Source organism: Aurantimonas marianensis, assembly GCF_024195285.1.
GTDB lineage: Bacteria > Pseudomonadota > Alphaproteobacteria > Rhizobiales > Rhizobiaceae > Aurantimonas > Aurantimonas marianensis.
Genome location: NZ_JALHBS010000082.1, coordinates 1 through 15,998 on the forward strand (window position 1 = coordinate 1; position 15,998 = coordinate 15,998).

The window sequence follows — 15,998 nt, forward strand, 5'->3', positions numbered from 1 at the left end:
AGCGGTCCGCCGAGGTGACGGTCCGCTATCTCGGCCTCGACGGCACCATGCACGAAGAGACGGCGGACGGCATTCTGGCGACCTGTCTCCTGCATGAGATCGATCATCTCGACGGCGTCCTGTTCATCGACCACATCTCCAAGCTGAAGCGCGACATGGTGGTGAAGAAGTTCACCAAGGCGGCTCGCCGGGCCATCGCGTGAGAAGGCGATGACGCTGCGCGTGGTCTTCATGGGGACGCCCGCCTTCGCGGTGCCGACCTTGCGCGCGATCCACGCCGCCGGCCATGACATTGCCGCCGTCTACACACAGCCGCCGCGCAAGGCCGGACGCCGGGGCCTGATCCTGAGCCCTTCCCCCGTTCAGACCGAAGCCGAACGGCTGGGGCTGGATGTCCGCACGCCGCTGAACTTCAAGGACGAGGCGGAGATCGCGGCCTTCGCGGCGCTTAAGGCAGACGTCGCAATCGTCGTCGCCTACGGCCTTTTGCTGCCGCGCGCGATCCTCGGCGCCCCGCGTCATGGCTGTCTCAACGCTCACGGCTCGCTGCTGCCGCGCTGGCGCGGCGCCGCGCCGATCCAGCGCGCGATCGAGGCGGGCGACGCCACTACCGGCATGATGGTGATGCGCATGGAAGCCGGCCTCGACACCGGTCCGGTGGCGCTGACGGCCGAGACACCGATCGGCGAAGCCGAGACGGCGGGCGAGTTGCACGACCGGCTGGCGACGATGTCGGCCGATCTGATGGCCGAGGCGCTGGAAAAGCTTGAAGCCGGCACCCTGACCTTCGAGGATCAGGATGCGATAGCCGCGCGAACCGGACGCCAGCCGGTCTATGCGCGCAAGATCGACAAGGCCGAGGCCGCGCTCGACTTTGCCGGCGACGCCCGGCTGATCGCCGCCAGGATCAACGCTTTCTCGCCGTTTCCGGGCGCCTGGACGACGATGTCGTTCGGCGCCGGGCCGGAGCGGGTGAAGATCCTGCGCGCCAGGGCCGAGACCGGCTCGGGCGCACCGGGCACGCTTCTGGACGACCGTCTGCTCGTCGCCTGCGGTTCGGGCGCGGTCCGTTTTCTGGAACTGCAGCGCGCCGGCGGCAAGCCGATGCCGGCGGAAGAGCTTTTGAGAGGTACGCCGGTGCCTATGGGTCATGTAATCGGCGGCGCCTGATGCCCCGATACAAACTCACCATCGAGTACAACGGCAAGCCCTATTGCGGCTGGCAGCGCCAAGCCAGCGACCCGTCGGTGCAGGAGGCCGTCGAGACGGCCGTGACCGGTTTTTCCGGCGAGACGGCGACGCTGTTCGGCGCCGGGCGGACCGACGCCGGCGTCCATGCCACCGGCCAGGTCGCCCATCTGGACCTGTCGCGCGAGTGGGACTGCGGCGTCGTGCGCGACGCGCTGAACGCCCATCTGCGCGGCGAGGCCGTCGCGATTCTCGACGTCGAGCGGGTCCCAGACGATTTCGACGCCCGCTTTTCCGCCCGCAAGCGGCATTATCTCTACCGCATCTTCAATCGCCGGCCGCCGCCGGCGCTGCTGACCGGTCAGGTCTGGTGGGTCTCCAAACCGCTCGCCATCGACGCGATGCATCATGCTGCCCAGCGCCTCGTCGGCACCCACGATTTCAACACCTTCCGCTCCGCCCACTGCCAGGCGAAGAACCCGATCCGCACGCTCGAGCGCCTCGACATCGTCAAGGGACCCGGCGACGAGATCCACATCCACGCCATGGCGCAGTCCTTCCTTCACAACCAGATCCGGTCCTTCGCCGGGACGCTGAAGCTCGTCGGCGAACACCGCTGGAGCGAGGAAGACCTCGTCGCCGCGTTGAAATCGCGCGACCGCACCCGCTGCGGCCCGGTCGCGCCGGCGGACGGGCTGTATCTGACGCGGATCGAATATGGCACGGCACCGAAGCGGACACTGCCACCCTATCCAGGTTGATCCTGAGCGATCAGATCAGCGCAATACCGGTCACGTCCATCACCGCGCCATAGCTGACCAGGGCACCGACGATCATCAGCACGGTGACCGCCACGGCGCCGCCGAGATCCTTGCCGGTGGCGAAGAAGATCAGCCGCACGGTGAGCGCGATCGACGCGATGGTCACGAGCGTGCCGAGCAGCGCCGTTCCGCCGCCCATGCCGACAAAAAGCACGATCAGCCAATAGGGCGCGAAAACCCAGGCCAGCATGGCACCGCCCCAATTGGTGGCGACCACCAGCGGCACGATCTTGCGGGAGTAGCCGATCGGCTTGGCGACCAGCATCAGGACGAGGATCGGCAGCACCCAGGCGAGAATATCGGCCAGAGCGTGCGCGCCATAGACGGCGACTGGACCCATGTCGGTGACCCGGCCTTCGCCCTGGACCGACTCGAACTCGATCCAGGACAGGGCGATCGGCGGCAGCGCCACCACGATGGCCGAAAAGGACTGCCAGAAGCCGTCGGCGGACAGATCGAGACGCTTCAGCCCCTCGCTCCGGCCGGCCATCAGCAAGGCGGCGCCCGAGAAAAACCGGACGATATCGTCGATGCTCGGCATCAGGTCAGGCGTGGGCGGTGAACCAGCGGGCGATGAAGGCTTCATAGATCCTCGTCCGTTCCTCGAGGTCGGACAGGGCCACCCGTTCGTTGGCCATGTGCATAGTCTTGCCGACAAGACCGAATTCCACAACCGGGCAGTAATCCTTGATGAAACGCGCGTCCGAAGTGCCGCCCGACGTCGAGAGCTCCGGCTGGCGCCCGGTCACCTCCTCGACGGCGTCGATCAGCGACCGGGTCAGGGCGTCGTCGCGCGTCAGAAACGCTTCGGCCGGACGCTCGCGCCACAGGATCTCGAACGTCGCGGCCTCGCGGCCGGGACGAAATCGCTGCGAGGCCGCGGCCGCTTCGATGCGGCGCGTCAGCTCGCGCTTGAGGCTCTCCGGGGTCCAGCGATCGCTGAAGCGGACGTTGAAGCACAGGCGCGCGCGCGCCGGAACCACGTTGACCGAGGGATTGCCGGTATCGATCGATGTGATTTCGAGGGTGGAGGCTGGAAAGCGTTCGGATCCGGCATCGAGCGGTTCGGCCATCAGCGCCTCGGCGATCGCAACGACCGCGCGCACCGGGTTGTCCGCCAGATGCGGATAGGCGACATGGCCCTGTCGGCCGCAGACCCGCACTTCCGCCGAGAGCGAGCCGCGCCGGCCGACCTTGATCATGTCGCCGAGTACATCCCGGTTGGTCGGTTCGCCGACGAGACAGGCGTCGAAATTTTCGCCTCGGCCCCTGGCCCACTCCAGGAGCTTGGCCGTGCCGTTCACCGCCGGCCCCTCCTCGTCGCCGGTGATCAGCAGCGAGACGCGGCCCGCCGGGGCGCCGTGACGGGCGACATGGCGCCCATAAGCGGCGGCGAAGGCGGCGATGCCGCCCTTCATGTCGACCGCGCCGCGCCCGTAGAGCTCGCCGTCGACGATCGCCGCCGAGAACGGACCCTCCCGCCAGTCGCTGGCCTCGCCCGGCGGCACCACGTCGGTGTGCCCGGCAAAGACCAGATGCGGGCCGGATGTCCCGGCGCGGGCGAAGAGATTCTCGACATCGGGCGTACCCTGATCGGAAAACACCGGGCGCTCGACCGCGAATCCGAGCGGCGCCAGCATGGCTTCGAGCGTGGCCAGCGCGCCGCCCTCGTCAGGGGTCACCGACGGGCAACGGATCAGGCGGGAGAGAATGTCGACGGGATCGGTCATCTTTGTCATGGCCGCGTCAGATAAATCAATTGATGCAGTCGCGCCACAGCCGCTTGACAAGCCGACCGTGACGAGGCTGGAAATCGCGCTCCGGCCCGGCTTGCCACCTTTCCGCCGCGATGCGGACGAACGGAATGGGCGCGGCCCGTTTGTTGAGGGAAAAGTGCATGCGAGTGTCGGAGTTCATCAGCCCAGCGACAAGGCGCGCCGTTATGGTGCCGGCGTTCGCCATCGTCGCCATTGCGAGCCTTTCCGGTTGCGTCGCCGGCGGCTCGCCGCTGGTGACCGCGCTCGACTCCGCAACAACCGATAAGGTTGCGGTGACAACCGAGGCGGAGGTCGCGGCCCTGTCGACCGGGATCGCCCCGTCCGACGGCGACGTGAAGATCGCGAGCCGCGAGGCGAAGCAGGCCGCCGAACGCGGCACCATCTCCGGCAGCGCCGCCCTCGACCGGATGATCGAGGAACACGCGGTCGAAAACGGCATCCCGCCGGCTCTGGCCTATGCGGTCGTGCGCGTCGAAAGCCGCTACAATCCGAAGGCGCGCGGCGCCGGCGGCGTCTACGGCCTCAGCCAGATCAAGCCGGCGACCGCCCGCAGCATGGGTTTCTCCGGCTCGGCCAATGCCCTTTACGACCCGGACACCAATCTGACCTACGGCATGAAATATCTGAAGGGCGCCTGGGAACAGGGCGGCCGCGACGTTTGCAAGGCGTCGATGAAATACAAGGGCGGCCTGCGCACCACACGGATGAGCAAATCGGCCGCCCGCTACTGCTCCGCCGTCAAGGCGCATATGGCCGAGATCGTCAAACGGCGGCGGATGCCGGCGGCCGTCGAAGCACAGGTCGAGGACACGAGCCTCGTCGAAACCCTGGTCGCGGCGGTGACGCCGGCAGCCGAACCGTCGGCGGCCGCGAAGGCGAAAGGCCGCGCTCTTTCGGCCGAACCGGTTCCCACCGCGGCGCCGGCGCCGATCGTGGCGCCACCGGCCGGGAGCGCCACAGCGGCAGGTGACGCGGCGCTGCCGAAGGGCGGCGAGGCCACCAAGGGCGGCCGCATCGCCGCCGCTGACGCAACCGTCGCGGACGATGCCGCGCTCGCCGAGCGCATGGCCGGAACCGCCGAGTAGGCTCCGGTCAGTCGCGATCGACGACGACGAGCATCGGCCCCAGCCGGTCGCGGCGGTGGTCGATGCCGGCATCGGGATAGTAAAGGCTCGACACCTTGCCGTCGAAGAACAGCGCGTCGCGGCAGCCGAGCCGATCCCGGAAGAAGGTCGCGAAATCCCAGAAATTCACCGGCTGGCGCGACAGGACGAGCCTGACCGTGCGGCCGTCCTCGCCGGCGCAGACGCCGTTGCGCACGTAGCGGCTGTCGGAGCCGTCGATGAAGCGGGGATGCAGCCGGCCGTCGATCAAAAGCATCGGCCCCGACTGCGTGGCGAGCTCCGGCGTGTGGTCACCGGCGAGATAGCGCCCGGTATCGCGGACCTGCGCCTTGCCGTCCTCGATGAAGAACACCCCGTTCGGCTGCATCGAGAAGTTGCCGCTGCCGGTACCGCGCACCGCGTCCTTCAGCACGCGCCCATCCTGTACGGCAAGACCGACGGCACGGCGGTCCTCGTGATACATGCCGGCATTCATGATCAGCCGCACGCGCCGGCCGCCAACGCTCGCGGCCGCCTTGGCGAAGGTCTCGTAAGGTTGTCCCGCCGCGTCCTCGGCCCGCAGCATCACCGCGTAGCGGTCGAGCGGAACCTCGCAGACGATGTACTCGACGCCGGCCGCGGTCTCGGTCCGGCACGGGCCCTGGTGATCCGCCGGTATCGCCGGGGCCGGCTGCAGCCAGCCGAACAGGCCGCCGAGCGCGGCGAGCGACAACGGCCAGAAGGATTGCAGTCTCGCCATATCATCCTCGCTCCGACCGAGGCCGATCAAGCCCGGACAGCCGCGTCAGTTGCGCAGCAGCTCGTTGATCGAGGTCTTCGAGCGGGTGCGCTCGTCGACCCGCTTGACGATGACGGCGCAGTAAAGGCTCGGGCCGGGTTCGCCATTGCCCATCGGCTTGCCGGGCAGCGCCCCGGCGACGACCACCGAATAGGGCGGCACCTCGCCATAGCTGATCTCGCCGGTGGCCCGGTCGACGATCTTGGTCGACTGGCCGATGAACACGCCCATGCCGAGCACCGAGCCCTCGCGCACGATGCAGCCCTCGACCACTTCCGAGCGCGCGCCGATGAAGCAATTGTCCTCGATGATCGTCGGGCCGGCCTGCATCGGTTCCAGCACGCCGCCGATGCCGACACCGCCCGACAGATGGACGTTCTTGCCGATCTGGGCGCAGGAGCCGACGGTCGCCCAGCCGTCGACCATCGTACCCTCGTCGACATAGGCGCCGAGATTGACGAAGGACGGCATCAGGACGACATCCTTGCCGATATGGGCCGAGCGCCGGACGATGGCACCGGGGACAGCCCGCAACCCGGCTTCGCGGAAGCGCGCCTCATCCCAGCCGGCGAATTTCGACGGCACCTTGTCCCACCAGGTCGCTCCGCCGGGACCACCCTCGATGACCTGCATGTCGTTGAGCCGGAACGACAACAGCACCGCCTTCTTCAGCCACTGATGCACCGTCCACTGACCGTCGCCGCCGCGGGTGGCGACGCGCGCCTCGCCGCGATCGAGCAGGTCGAGCGCCGCGTCGACGGCGTCGCGGATCTCGCCCGTGGTCGAAGCCGAAACGCTGTCGCGGTCATCGAAGGCTCGTTCGATCGTGGTTTCGAGAGCGGCGCGGTCGGGCGCTGACATCGGCAAAACTCCTGAAAATCGGGGGGCTTCAGAGCCTCAAGACCCTGTCCAAATCGGCGCGGACCCTAGTTGAAGGGGTCGAAGCGGTCAATCGAACCGCTCGGGCAAACCGCCCGCGTAAACCGCACAAGCAAACTGACGAGGCCTCGATTATGCAGCAGCCACCCCGCGACCAGCATGGCTGGGATCCGTTTCCAAGTTCGCAGCGGGACAAGGAGGCCACCAGGGAGCAGGAACACACGCCGCAGACGCTGTCGCCGACCTACCGCCTCGCCTTCGACGACGCCGACTTCCTGACCCGTGAGGAAATGCGCGGCGTCCGGCTGCAGCTGGAACTGATGAAGCCGGAGATGGCGCTGATCGAGGCGGGCATCCTGTCCACCGTCGTCCTGTTCGGCGGCGCCCGTATCCCCGAGCCCGGCACCGATGCCTGGGCGGCCAAGAACGAGACGCAGAAGCGCAATCTGGAAGCCAACGCCCGCTTCTACGACGAGGCGCGCAATTTCGCGCAACTGGCTTCGCAGCATTCGGCGGACAGTTCCGGCGGCAAGGAATTCGTCATCGTCACCGGCGGCGGCCCGGGCATCATGGAGGCCGGCAATCGCGGCGCCGCGGATGTCGACGCGGTATCGATCGCGCTGAACATCACCCTGCCGCACGAGCAGGCGCCGAACCATTTCGCGACGCCAGACCTGTCGTTCAATTTCCACTATTTCGCGATCCGCAAGATGCACTTCCTGCTGCGGGCGAAGGCGATGGCGATCTTCCCGGGCGGCTTCGGCACCATGGACGAGCTGTTCGAGGCCCTGACGCTGATCCAGACCCAGCGGATGCAGCGCATCCCGGTGATCCTGTTTGGCGAGGAGTTCTGGCGGCGGGTACTCAATTTCGAGGTGTTGGCCGAGGAGGGCACGATCGCGCCGGAGGATCTCGACCTCATCACTTTCGCCGACACGGCCGAGGCCGGCTGGGAGGCGATCCGGACTTTTTACGAGTTCTAGTGGGCCGACCACCAGCACCTTATGACGCTCGTGGATTTTTCGAGCTTGACGTTTGATCCCGGGTCAGCCGCGAATGGGTATCGATTGTCGACTTCAATCCGCTGGCGCGTCGTCGGTCAGTCGGCGCTCGCGCCCATCCGTGCGCGCAGTTCGGCACAGCGGTCGCTGACATTCTGGCGTGGCGTGAAGATGGTAAAATCGAACGGGGCCGGCGTCGCCGACGTCAGCCCATAGTCCGCCGGCCGGCCTTCGCCCTCGGCGCCCTCGACCATCTGCACCGACACCGCGCGCGATTGCGGCTCGCGCTCGGCCAGGATCGCCGGTACGGCCCAGTCATTGCGGACATGACCGGAACCGGCGATCAGCACCGCGCTGCCGGTCTCGCCGGCCGCGCCGATCATCGCTTCCGCCAACGCCGCGTCGCGGGCCCGCTGCACCAGCGTCATCGGCGCGATCGCGCCGTCCGGCATCAGCCCGCAATGGGCCTCGCGTATCGTTTCGGCCAGTTCCGCCGATTGCGCCGCCGGCATTGGATCGTCCAGTCGCCACCGTCGCCGCGCATCGCCCTCCGGGAGCGCCGCGACGCCGTCCTCGGCGATCGCGCGAACGGTCTTGCGATCGAGATTGCCCGCCCGGATCGGCAGATCGTTCGCGACGGCGGATTCGAAGATCGGCCGATACAGCGAAAAGTCCGGCCAGCCTCGCTCCGCCCATTCGAGACGTTCGGCGAGCGTTTCCAGATTCTTGTCCGGGTCTTCCTCGAACGCCGCCAGCTTCCCGGCAAAGCCTTGCGGGATCATTTCGAAGACCACCGAGGGCTTGGCGCCCAATTTCGCCAGCCCGCCCACGATGTCCGCCTGGATCAGATGATGGTCGGGATTGTCGTGGATTTCGCCGAGCAGCACGTAGCGGGCCCCGTGCGCCGCGCCCAACAGCGCGTCCTGGCTCGACGGCGTGCCATCGGCACCGAAGACCGCGCCGACCAGCGGGTTGTCGGCGAAATATTCGGACTGCCAGGCGGACGCCGTGGCTTCGGCTGGTTTGTCGAGCATTGCGGGCTGGCGCCCCGTCGAAGCGTCCCCGGACGACTCGGCGATTATCAGGGCTTCGGCCTTGGCGTCGCCGGCGGCGGCCAGACGCTGCAGCGAGCGCGCCGCTTTGGGCACCGTCTGAGCGGGCAGGAGGCTGTTCGCGGGGATTATCTCCGCCGCATGGTCACCAGCACCATCGAAGGGCTCGACGGTCGCCACGGCGACCTCGGAAAACGGGTCGTCGCCATCGCGGCGATAGGAAACCGCGACCCGCGCTTCGCGCGCCGGCGGCACGAATTCTGCCGTCTCGGCGGCTTCACTGGGGACCGTCTGCGGCAGGCGGTCGGCGGTCCCGACGAAAACAGTGCCGAGCCCTGTCAGCAGCACGATGCTGGATGGAATCCAGACGGAACGGTTCAAACGGCTTCCCCCCGACGCTGATGGGAGACGCGCGCGAATCGCGTCGCCATCGATCGGCGAAAGATCGGCACAGGATGTGGCGAAACTATTGCAGCAGCGACCGTTTCGGGGGGAAAACCCCGGAAAACGCGATTTCATCGACGAATTCTTGAGATTTTGCGTCAACGTACCCGCCGGAGAGGGTCGGACGGCCCGATTCTCGTGTTCGGACCGTCCGCGTCGCCTCCCCAGGCAACTCCCGCCGCGTGGCACTGCGAATGGACTTCGCGTGCCCTCCTCGGGTTCCGCAGGATTGGCATACAGAGCGCTCCGCCGACGCGATAGGGATACCCCGCAACACCCCGACGCTTTCGATCCGCATCATCAACGAAGGCTTAAATTAGCTGTGGATGACGGACGCATCGTCACAATTTCGCGGCCATCGTCCGGTTTGGCCAACAGGTCGCCGGCAAGCCCGCGCGGGCCTCGAAATCGCCGATCGCGCGGCGGGTCTTGAAGCCGGCGAGCCCGTCGGCGCCGCCGACGTCATAGCCTTTCGCTTCCAGCTTTCTCTGCATCCGCGCAATGTCGCCGCGTGTCATGCGGTCGGTCTTCGCCCACCGCCCTTGCAGCGATCCCGCACCTTGCATCCTGTCGGCGACATGGCCGACGAACAGGGCGTAGAGGTCGGAGTTGTTGTAGGCCTTGAGGACGTAGAAGTTCGGCGTGGCGATGAAGGCGGGGCCGAAGCGCCCGGCCGGCATCATCAAATGCCCCCGCTGGTTTATCTCATGCGGCGGGAATGGCCGGCCGGAAACGCGTGTCACCCCGGCGGAGACGAATTCGGCGATCGGGCGACCGCGATCCGGCCCCTCATTGGCACAGGAGACGCTCGCCGGCACCACCGCCTCGAAGCCCCAGTCCCGACCCGGTTGCCAGCCGCTCTGACGCAAATAATTCGCGATCGAGGCCAGCGTATCGGGCACCGAATTCCAGATGTCCTTCTTGCCGTCGCCATCGAAATCCACCGCCAGGGTCAGGAATTTCGACGGCATGAATTGCGGCTGGCCGAGCGCCCCGGCCCAGGACGATTTCATCTGCGACGCGCTGAGATGCCCGTCCGCGACGATTTCGAGCGCCGCGAGGAGTTCGTTCCTGAACAACGCCTTGCGCCGCGACAGATAGGCCTTGGTGCCGAGCACCTGGAACGCGTTTTCCGGGATTTTCGCGTTGCCGAAGGCCGATTCGCGGCCCCAGATCGCGACGATGATCGGCGCCGGCACGCCGTATCGCGCCTCGATCCTGTCGAGGACCGGCTTGTGCCGGGCGAGGAGCTTGCGCCCGGACGCGGCGTTGGCGGCGACGGCGCGCTCCGACAGATAGTCGGCACCGCTCTTGAACTCGGCCTGGAAGTTCGTCTCCGCGACCGTTTCCTTCGAACCGGGAAGCTGGAGATCCGGCAGTTTCAGATTCGGCGTCACGCCCTTGAACGCCGCGTCAAACACGGGGCGCGGCACGCCCCGCGCCTTGGCCGCCGGCCAGATATCGGCTTCGAGGAAGGCGCGGAAGCCGTCGGTCACCGCATCGGCGCGGGCCGAAGCGGGCGCGCTGAACAAAAGGGCAAAGACAAGAAGGAACATGGCGTGGAGCATATCGAAAGCCTAAAAACGCGAATGAATTGTGGGCGTCGTCGACGCGCGCGGTTCCTGATGAAACCGGCTGCGCCGCAGGTCTGATCAAGCCGGGTTGTACCGCTGCACGGTGATTGTCCCCTCACGCGAACGCATGGTGTGGGCGTCGTGCCATGCCTGCATCCGCAGCAGCGTATCCATCGACACGCCGAATGCCTTCTCGATCCGCAGGGCCATTTCCGGCGACAGAGCCGCCTTGCCATTGACGAGATCGGACACGGTTGCCCGCCGCACGTCCAACACCTTCGCCGCCCTGGCGACGTTGAGACCAAGCGGTTCCAGCACCTCCTCGCGGATGAATGTCCCCGGGTGGGACGGCTCCATGGCAATCTTGATAGGATCGTCTGTCATCAGTGGTAATCCTCCAAATCAAGGTTCCAGATTTCGCCGCTCTCGATGACGAAGGTGATCCGCCAGTTTCCCGACACCGAAATGCTCCATGCCGGAAAGCGATCGCCGACAAGTTGATGGACGCGCCAGCCCGGCGGGCCCTGCACCGCGTTGACATCTTCGGCCGCGATCAGGGCCGTCAGAATATTGCGCACGCGGTTCACCAGATCGGCCCGGATACCCTTCGGATCGTTCTGCTGGATGAACCGGCCCAATCCCTTGTGGCGGATACTGCGAAGTTTCATCGCCCAATTCGTACGGTTAAGCCGTACACATTGCAAGCCTCGTTTGGAGCGGTCACACCGCCACGGCTGGTAGCAAGCGCGTCTTCGTGACACGCGCCTGGATCGTTACCCCCTCGGCGCGGCCAAGTTGGGTGATGATTTTGAACAGATTGTTGGCGGTCGGATTGCCGTTCGGCCCAAGCATCCGCATCAGGCTCTTCGGATTTTTGCCGGTCAGGCCGGCCAATTCCTCGAAACCATCGCCCCGTTGATCCGGCCCTCGTCGACGTCGCCGGCGAACAGCGCGGTGACGGCCTCTTCCAGCATGTTCGCCGCAAAAGCCGGGTTCTCGGCGGCGATGTCCCGCAATGTCTCGCCGAATTGCTGTGTGGGCATGGTCTCGTTCCCCCAGCTCTCGTTCTATCAAGGCAGCGAAAGCCTGCGCACGCTACTGCCATGCACGATAGCGAGGAAGCTACTCAGTCACCAGATCGCGCGCCCTCGCGACCTTCAGGGCCTCCGCTTTGATGTCGCTGATCGAGCGGTCGCTGATGCCGCCGGCGCGCGCCTCCGTCACGATGCGGCGCAGATCGTCAAGCGTCAGTTCGGGATGGCCGCGGCGCTCCCAATCCCGCCGCACGAGGTCGCGCACATGTTCGCTCGTGCTGGCGTATTCGCCGTCTTTGATCCGGCTTTCGATCCAGTCTTTCATCGCATCGGGCATGGAAAGGGTCACGGACGCCATCGGCACCTCCTGTTCCCATAATTCTACCAACAACAAGAGATCGTCACAAATCGTCTTGTCGCGGTTCGCTTACCCTACAGCACCGCCCGCGACCGCATCGCCGCCGCCAGCGTGCCCTCGTCGAGATAGTCGAGCTCGCCGCCGACCGGCACGCCGTGGGCGAGCCGCGTCACCTTCACGTCGAGGCCCTCCAGCTGGTCCATCAGGTAATGCGCCGTGGTCTGCCCCTCGACGGTGGCGTTCACCGCCAGCACCAGTTCGTTGACGCCGCCGCGATGCACCCGCTCGACCAATTGCCGGATCGTGAGATCGTCCGGACCGATGCCGTCGAGCGGCGACAACACGCCGCCCAGCACGTGGTAGGCCGCGTTCAGCGCCTTCGCCCGCTCCAGCGCCCAGAGATCGGAGACGTCCTCGACGACGATCACCGTCGCCTGGTCGCGCGCCGTATCAAGGCAGATCGTGCAGGGATCGGAGGTGTCGATATTGCCGCAGGCCGAGCAGATCGTGACCTTCTCCAGCGCCTCGGCCATGGCCGTCGTCAGCGGCGCCAGCAACTGTTCACGGCGCTTGACGAGGTGCAGCGCCGCGCGGCGGGCCGAGCGGGGACCGAGGCCCGGCAGCTTGGCAAGCAGCTGGATCAGCCGCTCGATCTCCGGGCCCGCGATGGATTTAGCCATGAGAAAAGCGCGTCCAGGCTAAAAGGGCAGCTTCATGCCGGCGGGAAGTTCGAGGCCGGCGGTCAGCTCCTGGGTCTTTTCCTGGATCGCCACGTCAAGCTTGGCCTTGGCGTCGTTGTGGGCCGCGATCACCAGATCCTCGACGATGTCCTTCTCGTCGTCCTTAAGCAGCGAGGGGTCGATCGCCAGCGCCTGCATCTCGCCCTTGCCGCTCAGCGTGACGGAGACGACACCGCCGCCGGACTGGCCGGTGACGGCAATCCGCGCGATGTCCTCCTGAAGGCCGGCCATCTTCTCCTGCATGGCCTTGGCCTGCTTCATCATGCCCATTAGATCTTTCATGTGTCGCTGTTCTCCTAATCGTCATCGTCGTCCGAGAGCTCGGACGGATCGTCCAGTATGTCGTCATCGGAAACCGCGGCGGAAAGATCCGCGGCGAGATCGGCGGCCTCGGCGTCGCCGCGCAGCCTGACTTCCATAACCTTGGCACCCGGAAACGCCGCCAGCACCGCCGCGACTTCCGGATCGGCCGCCGCGTCCGACAACAGCGTGTCGCGCCGCGCGGTCGCCGTTTCCTCGATCGTCGGCTGCCCTTCCCCGCTGGAAATTGTCACCACCCAGCGCCGCCCGGTCCATTCGTGCAGCTTGCGCGAAAGGTCGGCGGCGAGGGCGCGCGGTGCCTCCGGCGTCAGCGCCACTTCGAGCCGGCCCGGCTCCAGTTTGACCAACCGCAGATAGCGGCGGATCGACACCTGCATCAGGGAATCACGCTTCTCCTCGGCCAGCGCCACGAGGGCTTCCAGCGAGCCGATCTCGACCTGGGGTGGAGCCGTCGTCGGTGCAGGGGCGGGCGCCGCCTGCTGCGATGCCTGGCCCGACGGAGCGAGCGACAGGCGCGGTCGCGGCGGTCCGGCATTGCCGGCGGAGGCGGTGGTGCGATCCGTCTGGCGTTCGGATGCGCCCGGCGATGGCGCCGCGCTACCCACCGCCGGCGCAGCCTGTGAATGTGCCTGCGCTCCGTCGCCGCCGCTCTTGCCACCGGCCGGTGGCGTCAGGCCCGCGAGGCCGCCCTCGCGGATCAACCGGACCAGTTCGTCCGGGGACGGCAGATCCGCCGCATGGGCGATCCGGATCAGCGCCATCTCCGCCGCCTGGCGCGGCGATGCGGCGTTGCGCGCCTCGTCCAGCGCCTTGAGGAGCATCTGCCAGACCTGGCCGAGGGTCCGGATCGAGAGCGTCTTGGAAAATTCGAGGCCCCGCTCCGCCTCCATCGGCGACAGCGCCGCGTCGCTCGCGGCTTCCGGCACGTAGCGCAGCGTCGTCACCAGATGGGTGAAATCGGTCAGATCACCGAGCACGACCACAGGGTCGGCGCCGGCCGTATGTTGCTCGCGCAGCTCAGACAGCGCCGCGCTGCCGTCGCCCTTCATCAACATTTCGAACAGGTCGATGATCCGGACCCGGTCGGCCAGCCCCAGCATGTCGCGCACCGCGTCCGCCGTGATCGCGCCGGCGCCATGGGCGATCGCCTGATCGGTCAGCGACAGCGCGTCGCGCACCGACCCCTCGGCCGCGCGGGCGATCAGCCGCAACGCGTCGTCGTCGACCGCCACGGCTTCGGATTCGGCGATGCGCTGGAGATGCGCCATCAACGTCGCCGAATCGACTCGCCGCAGATCGAAGCGTTGGCAGCGCGACAGAACGGTGATCGGAACCTTGCGGATTTCGGTCGTCGCGAAAACGAACTTCACATGTTCCGGCGGCTCCTCCAGCGTCTTCAACAGGCCGTTGAAGGCCTGGTTCGACAGCATATGGACCTCGTCGATGATGTAGACCTTGTAGCGCGCCGAGACCGGACGGTAGCGCACCTGGGCGATGATTTCGCGCACATCGTCGATGCCGGTGTGGGACGCGGCGTCCATCTCCACGACGTCGACATGCCGGCCCTCCATGATCGCCTGACAATGAACGCCGAGCTCCCGCATGTGGATCGTCGGCTGGTCGACCGCATCGGTTTCGTAGTTCAGGCCGCGGGCCAGAATGCGGGCGGTCGTCGTCTTGCCGACGCCGCGCACGCCGGTCAGCATCCACGCCTGGGCGATGCGGCCGGTGTCGAACGCATTGGTGAGCGTGCGCACCATCGGCTGCTGGCCGATCAGGTCGTCGAAGGAGCGCGGCCGATATTTGCGGGCCAACACGCGATAGGGCGTTGCGTCTTCCGAGGCCGTTGCGGCCGGGATATCGTCGGCCATCACGCCCCCTTCCCGCCGGCCGAAAGGCCAACGACGGCAAAGTGTGGACGGACGGAAAACGGCATGGCGCGACCCTGGACGGAATGCGGCGGTTGGTGGGCCGTTTCTCCGACGTATGGCGCCCCGACGCAAGCCATTCGATGCCGAAGTTGGCAACGCTGAGCGTCCGTGAGATATGCCGGGAGGCGGCGGGTATGAATTCGATCCTTGTCGTTCCCGCCCCATCGTCAGTATCGATAGAAGAAGAGAAAGCCCCATGGCGCTTGCGCGGTATCAGGAAATGCGCCGGCTGAGCCTGGCCGTATTGTTGCTCGCCGCCTTCGTTCTCCTGCTTTTCGTAGGGGCCAGCGGAAACGAAGAAATCCACGACATGGTCGAGGCGATCGGTCTCGGCTTCATCGTCATCGGCATCGTCGGGCGGATATGGTGCACGCTCTATATCGGCGGCCGGAAAGCGGCGGAAATCGTCACCACGGGACCCTACTCCGTCACGCGCAACCCGCTTTACGTCTTTTCCAGCATCGCCGCGGCGGGGGTCGGCGCTCAGACCGGCAGCGTCGTCATCGCGGTGCTTTTTCTTGTCGGCTGCGCGGCAGCCTTCCACATCGTGATCGTGCGGGAGGAATCATTCCTGAAGGGAGAGTTTGGTCCGGCCTATGCGCGGTATCTCGCGACGGTGCCGCGCTTCCTGCCGAGGCCGTCGCTGTTCCGGGACGAAGCGGAACTGCGGGTCCGCACCCGGCTGATCTACCAGACCCTGACCGACGGGCTGGTCTTCTTCGTGGCGATGCCGGTCTTCGAGCTGATCGAGCTTGCGCAGCAAAGCGGGTTGCTTCCGGTGCTGCTGCGGCTGCCATAGGCGCGCCGCTGGGCCGGAGTGGCCGGTCGGCGTCGAACCGTCACGCATGGCGGGAAAGGTGGGAGGCTGGCACGATGACCCGTGCCGTGGCTCGTTGGGGCTGCTTCCTTCCGGACCTGACCCGGTTGGCGAGTGGCTCGTCCACCACCAACCTCCCGGCCTCCATATCGGCGATC

20 protein-coding genes and 1 other RNA gene are annotated in these 15,998 nt (G+C 66.7%); 6 read left to right on the forward strand and 15 right to left on the reverse strand.

What is annotated here, in order from left to right; genetic code table 11:
* From MJ956_RS13480 to truA, 3 genes are all read left to right on the forward strand, one after another.
* Positions 1-203 (forward strand): peptide deformylase (locus MJ956_RS13480; protein WP_253964971.1); only part of this gene is annotated, 203 nt, incomplete at its 5' end.
* A gap of 7 nt (positions 204-210) precedes the next feature.
* On the forward strand, positions 211-1,170 hold the full coding sequence (gene fmt / locus MJ956_RS13485) for a methionyl-tRNA formyltransferase (protein WP_253964972.1): 960 nt from the start codon (positions 211-213) through the stop codon (positions 1,168-1,170).
* On the forward strand, positions 1,170-1,949 hold the full coding sequence (truA, locus tag MJ956_RS13490) for a tRNA pseudouridine(38-40) synthase TruA (protein WP_253964973.1): 780 nt from the start codon (positions 1,170-1,172) through the stop codon (positions 1,947-1,949). The genes fmt and truA overlap by 1 nt, the downstream gene beginning before the upstream one ends.
* Before the next feature lie 10 nt (positions 1,950-1,959).
* Here the strand turns inward: truA and MJ956_RS13495 are convergent, their stop codons facing one another.
* Positions 1,960-2,550, reverse strand: coding sequence for a hypothetical protein (locus MJ956_RS13495; protein WP_253964974.1), 591 nt, complete (start codon positions 2,548-2,550; stop codon positions 1,960-1,962).
* A gap of 4 nt (positions 2,551-2,554) precedes the next feature.
* Positions 2,555-3,748, reverse strand: a complete 1,194-nt coding sequence (gene dapE / locus MJ956_RS13500) for a succinyl-diaminopimelate desuccinylase (protein ID WP_253964975.1) — start codon at positions 3,746-3,748, stop codon at positions 2,555-2,557.
* A gap of 158 nt (positions 3,749-3,906) precedes the next feature.
* Here dapE and MJ956_RS13505 point away from each other — a divergent pair, with 158 nt between their 5' ends.
* Positions 3,907-4,872, forward strand: coding sequence for a lytic transglycosylase domain-containing protein (locus tag MJ956_RS13505; RefSeq protein WP_253964976.1), 966 nt, complete (start codon positions 3,907-3,909; stop codon positions 4,870-4,872).
* Between the two features lie 7 nt (positions 4,873-4,879).
* Here the strand turns inward: MJ956_RS13505 and MJ956_RS13510 are convergent, their stop codons facing one another.
* Both MJ956_RS13510 and dapD read right to left on the reverse strand, forming a co-directional pair.
* Positions 4,880-5,650 carry a phosphodiester glycosidase family protein gene (locus MJ956_RS13510; RefSeq protein ID WP_253964977.1) on the reverse strand — a complete coding sequence of 257 codons (771 nt, stop codon included), beginning with the start codon at positions 5,648-5,650 and terminating at the stop codon, positions 4,880-4,882.
* Positions 5,651-5,695: 45 nt separating this feature from the next.
* The gene (dapD, locus tag MJ956_RS13515; RefSeq protein WP_253964978.1) at positions 5,696-6,550 is read right to left on the reverse strand and encodes a 2,3,4,5-tetrahydropyridine-2,6-dicarboxylate N-succinyltransferase; all 855 of its coding nucleotides are present in this window, start codon (positions 6,548-6,550) and stop codon (positions 5,696-5,698) included.
* A gap of 152 nt (positions 6,551-6,702) precedes the next feature.
* Between dapD and MJ956_RS13520 the strand changes: the two genes are divergently transcribed.
* The gene (locus tag MJ956_RS13520) at positions 6,703-7,551 is read left to right on the forward strand and encodes an LOG family protein (protein WP_253964979.1); all 849 of its coding nucleotides are present in this window, start codon (positions 6,703-6,705) and stop codon (positions 7,549-7,551) included.
* 116 nt (positions 7,552-7,667) lie between these two features.
* Here MJ956_RS13520 and MJ956_RS13525 read toward each other — a convergent pair whose 3' ends face one another.
* The 10 genes from MJ956_RS13525 to MJ956_RS13570 form a co-directional block, all read right to left on the reverse strand.
* On the reverse strand, positions 7,668-9,002 hold the full coding sequence (locus MJ956_RS13525; protein WP_253964980.1) for a ChaN family lipoprotein: 1,335 nt from the start codon (positions 9,000-9,002) through the stop codon (positions 7,668-7,670).
* A gap of 404 nt (positions 9,003-9,406) precedes the next feature.
* A complete protein-coding gene (locus MJ956_RS13530; RefSeq protein ID WP_253964981.1) occupies positions 9,407-10,621 on the reverse strand; it encodes a lytic murein transglycosylase in 1,215 nt (404 codons plus the stop codon).
* Between the two features lie 96 nt (positions 10,622-10,717).
* Positions 10,718-11,023 carry a HigA family addiction module antitoxin gene (locus MJ956_RS13535; RefSeq protein ID WP_253964982.1) on the reverse strand — a complete coding sequence of 102 codons (306 nt, stop codon included), beginning with the start codon at positions 11,021-11,023 and terminating at the stop codon, positions 10,718-10,720.
* Positions 11,023-11,307 carry a type II toxin-antitoxin system RelE/ParE family toxin gene (locus tag MJ956_RS13540; RefSeq protein ID WP_253964983.1) on the reverse strand — a complete coding sequence of 95 codons (285 nt, stop codon included), beginning with the start codon at positions 11,305-11,307 and terminating at the stop codon, positions 11,023-11,025. The genes MJ956_RS13535 and MJ956_RS13540 overlap by 1 nt, the downstream gene beginning before the upstream one ends.
* Before the next feature lie 52 nt (positions 11,308-11,359).
* On the reverse strand, positions 11,360-11,533 hold the full coding sequence (locus MJ956_RS13545; protein ID WP_253964984.1) for a hypothetical protein: 174 nt from the start codon (positions 11,531-11,533) through the stop codon (positions 11,360-11,362).
* Positions 11,521-11,682 carry a hypothetical protein gene (locus tag MJ956_RS13550; RefSeq protein WP_253964985.1) on the reverse strand — a complete coding sequence of 54 codons (162 nt, stop codon included), beginning with the start codon at positions 11,680-11,682 and terminating at the stop codon, positions 11,521-11,523. Before MJ956_RS13550 ends, MJ956_RS13545 begins: the two co-directional genes overlap by 13 nt.
* A 79-nt stretch (positions 11,683-11,761) precedes the next feature.
* Positions 11,762-12,010 carry a ribbon-helix-helix domain-containing protein gene (locus tag MJ956_RS13555; protein WP_253964986.1) on the reverse strand — a complete coding sequence of 83 codons (249 nt, stop codon included), beginning with the start codon at positions 12,008-12,010 and terminating at the stop codon, positions 11,762-11,764.
* 95 nt (positions 12,011-12,105) lie between these two features.
* Entirely contained in the window at positions 12,106-12,711 is a 606-nt protein-coding gene (gene recR, locus MJ956_RS13560; RefSeq protein ID WP_253964987.1) for a recombination mediator RecR, read from the reverse strand.
* Between the two features lie 18 nt (positions 12,712-12,729).
* Complete coding sequence (locus MJ956_RS13565) at positions 12,730-13,053, reverse strand: YbaB/EbfC family nucleoid-associated protein (protein ID WP_253964988.1); 324 nt, start codon at positions 13,051-13,053, stop codon at positions 12,730-12,732.
* Positions 13,054-13,067: 14 nt separating this feature from the next.
* Positions 13,068-14,963 (reverse strand): DNA polymerase III subunit gamma/tau, encoded by a 1,896-nt coding sequence (locus MJ956_RS13570; RefSeq protein ID WP_253964989.1) that lies wholly within the window; start codon positions 14,961-14,963, stop codon positions 13,068-13,070.
* A 256-nt stretch (positions 14,964-15,219) separates the two neighbouring features.
* Between MJ956_RS13570 and MJ956_RS13575 the strand changes: the two genes are divergently transcribed.
* Positions 15,220-15,822 (forward strand): methyltransferase family protein, encoded by a 603-nt coding sequence (locus MJ956_RS13575; RefSeq protein ID WP_253964990.1) that lies wholly within the window; start codon positions 15,220-15,222, stop codon positions 15,820-15,822.
* 58 nt (positions 15,823-15,880) lie between these two features.
* Here the strand turns inward: MJ956_RS13575 and ffs are convergent.
* Positions 15,881-15,978: signal recognition particle sRNA small type (ffs, locus tag MJ956_RS13580), an RNA gene on the reverse strand.
* Positions 15,979-15,998: the final 20 nt, after the last annotated feature.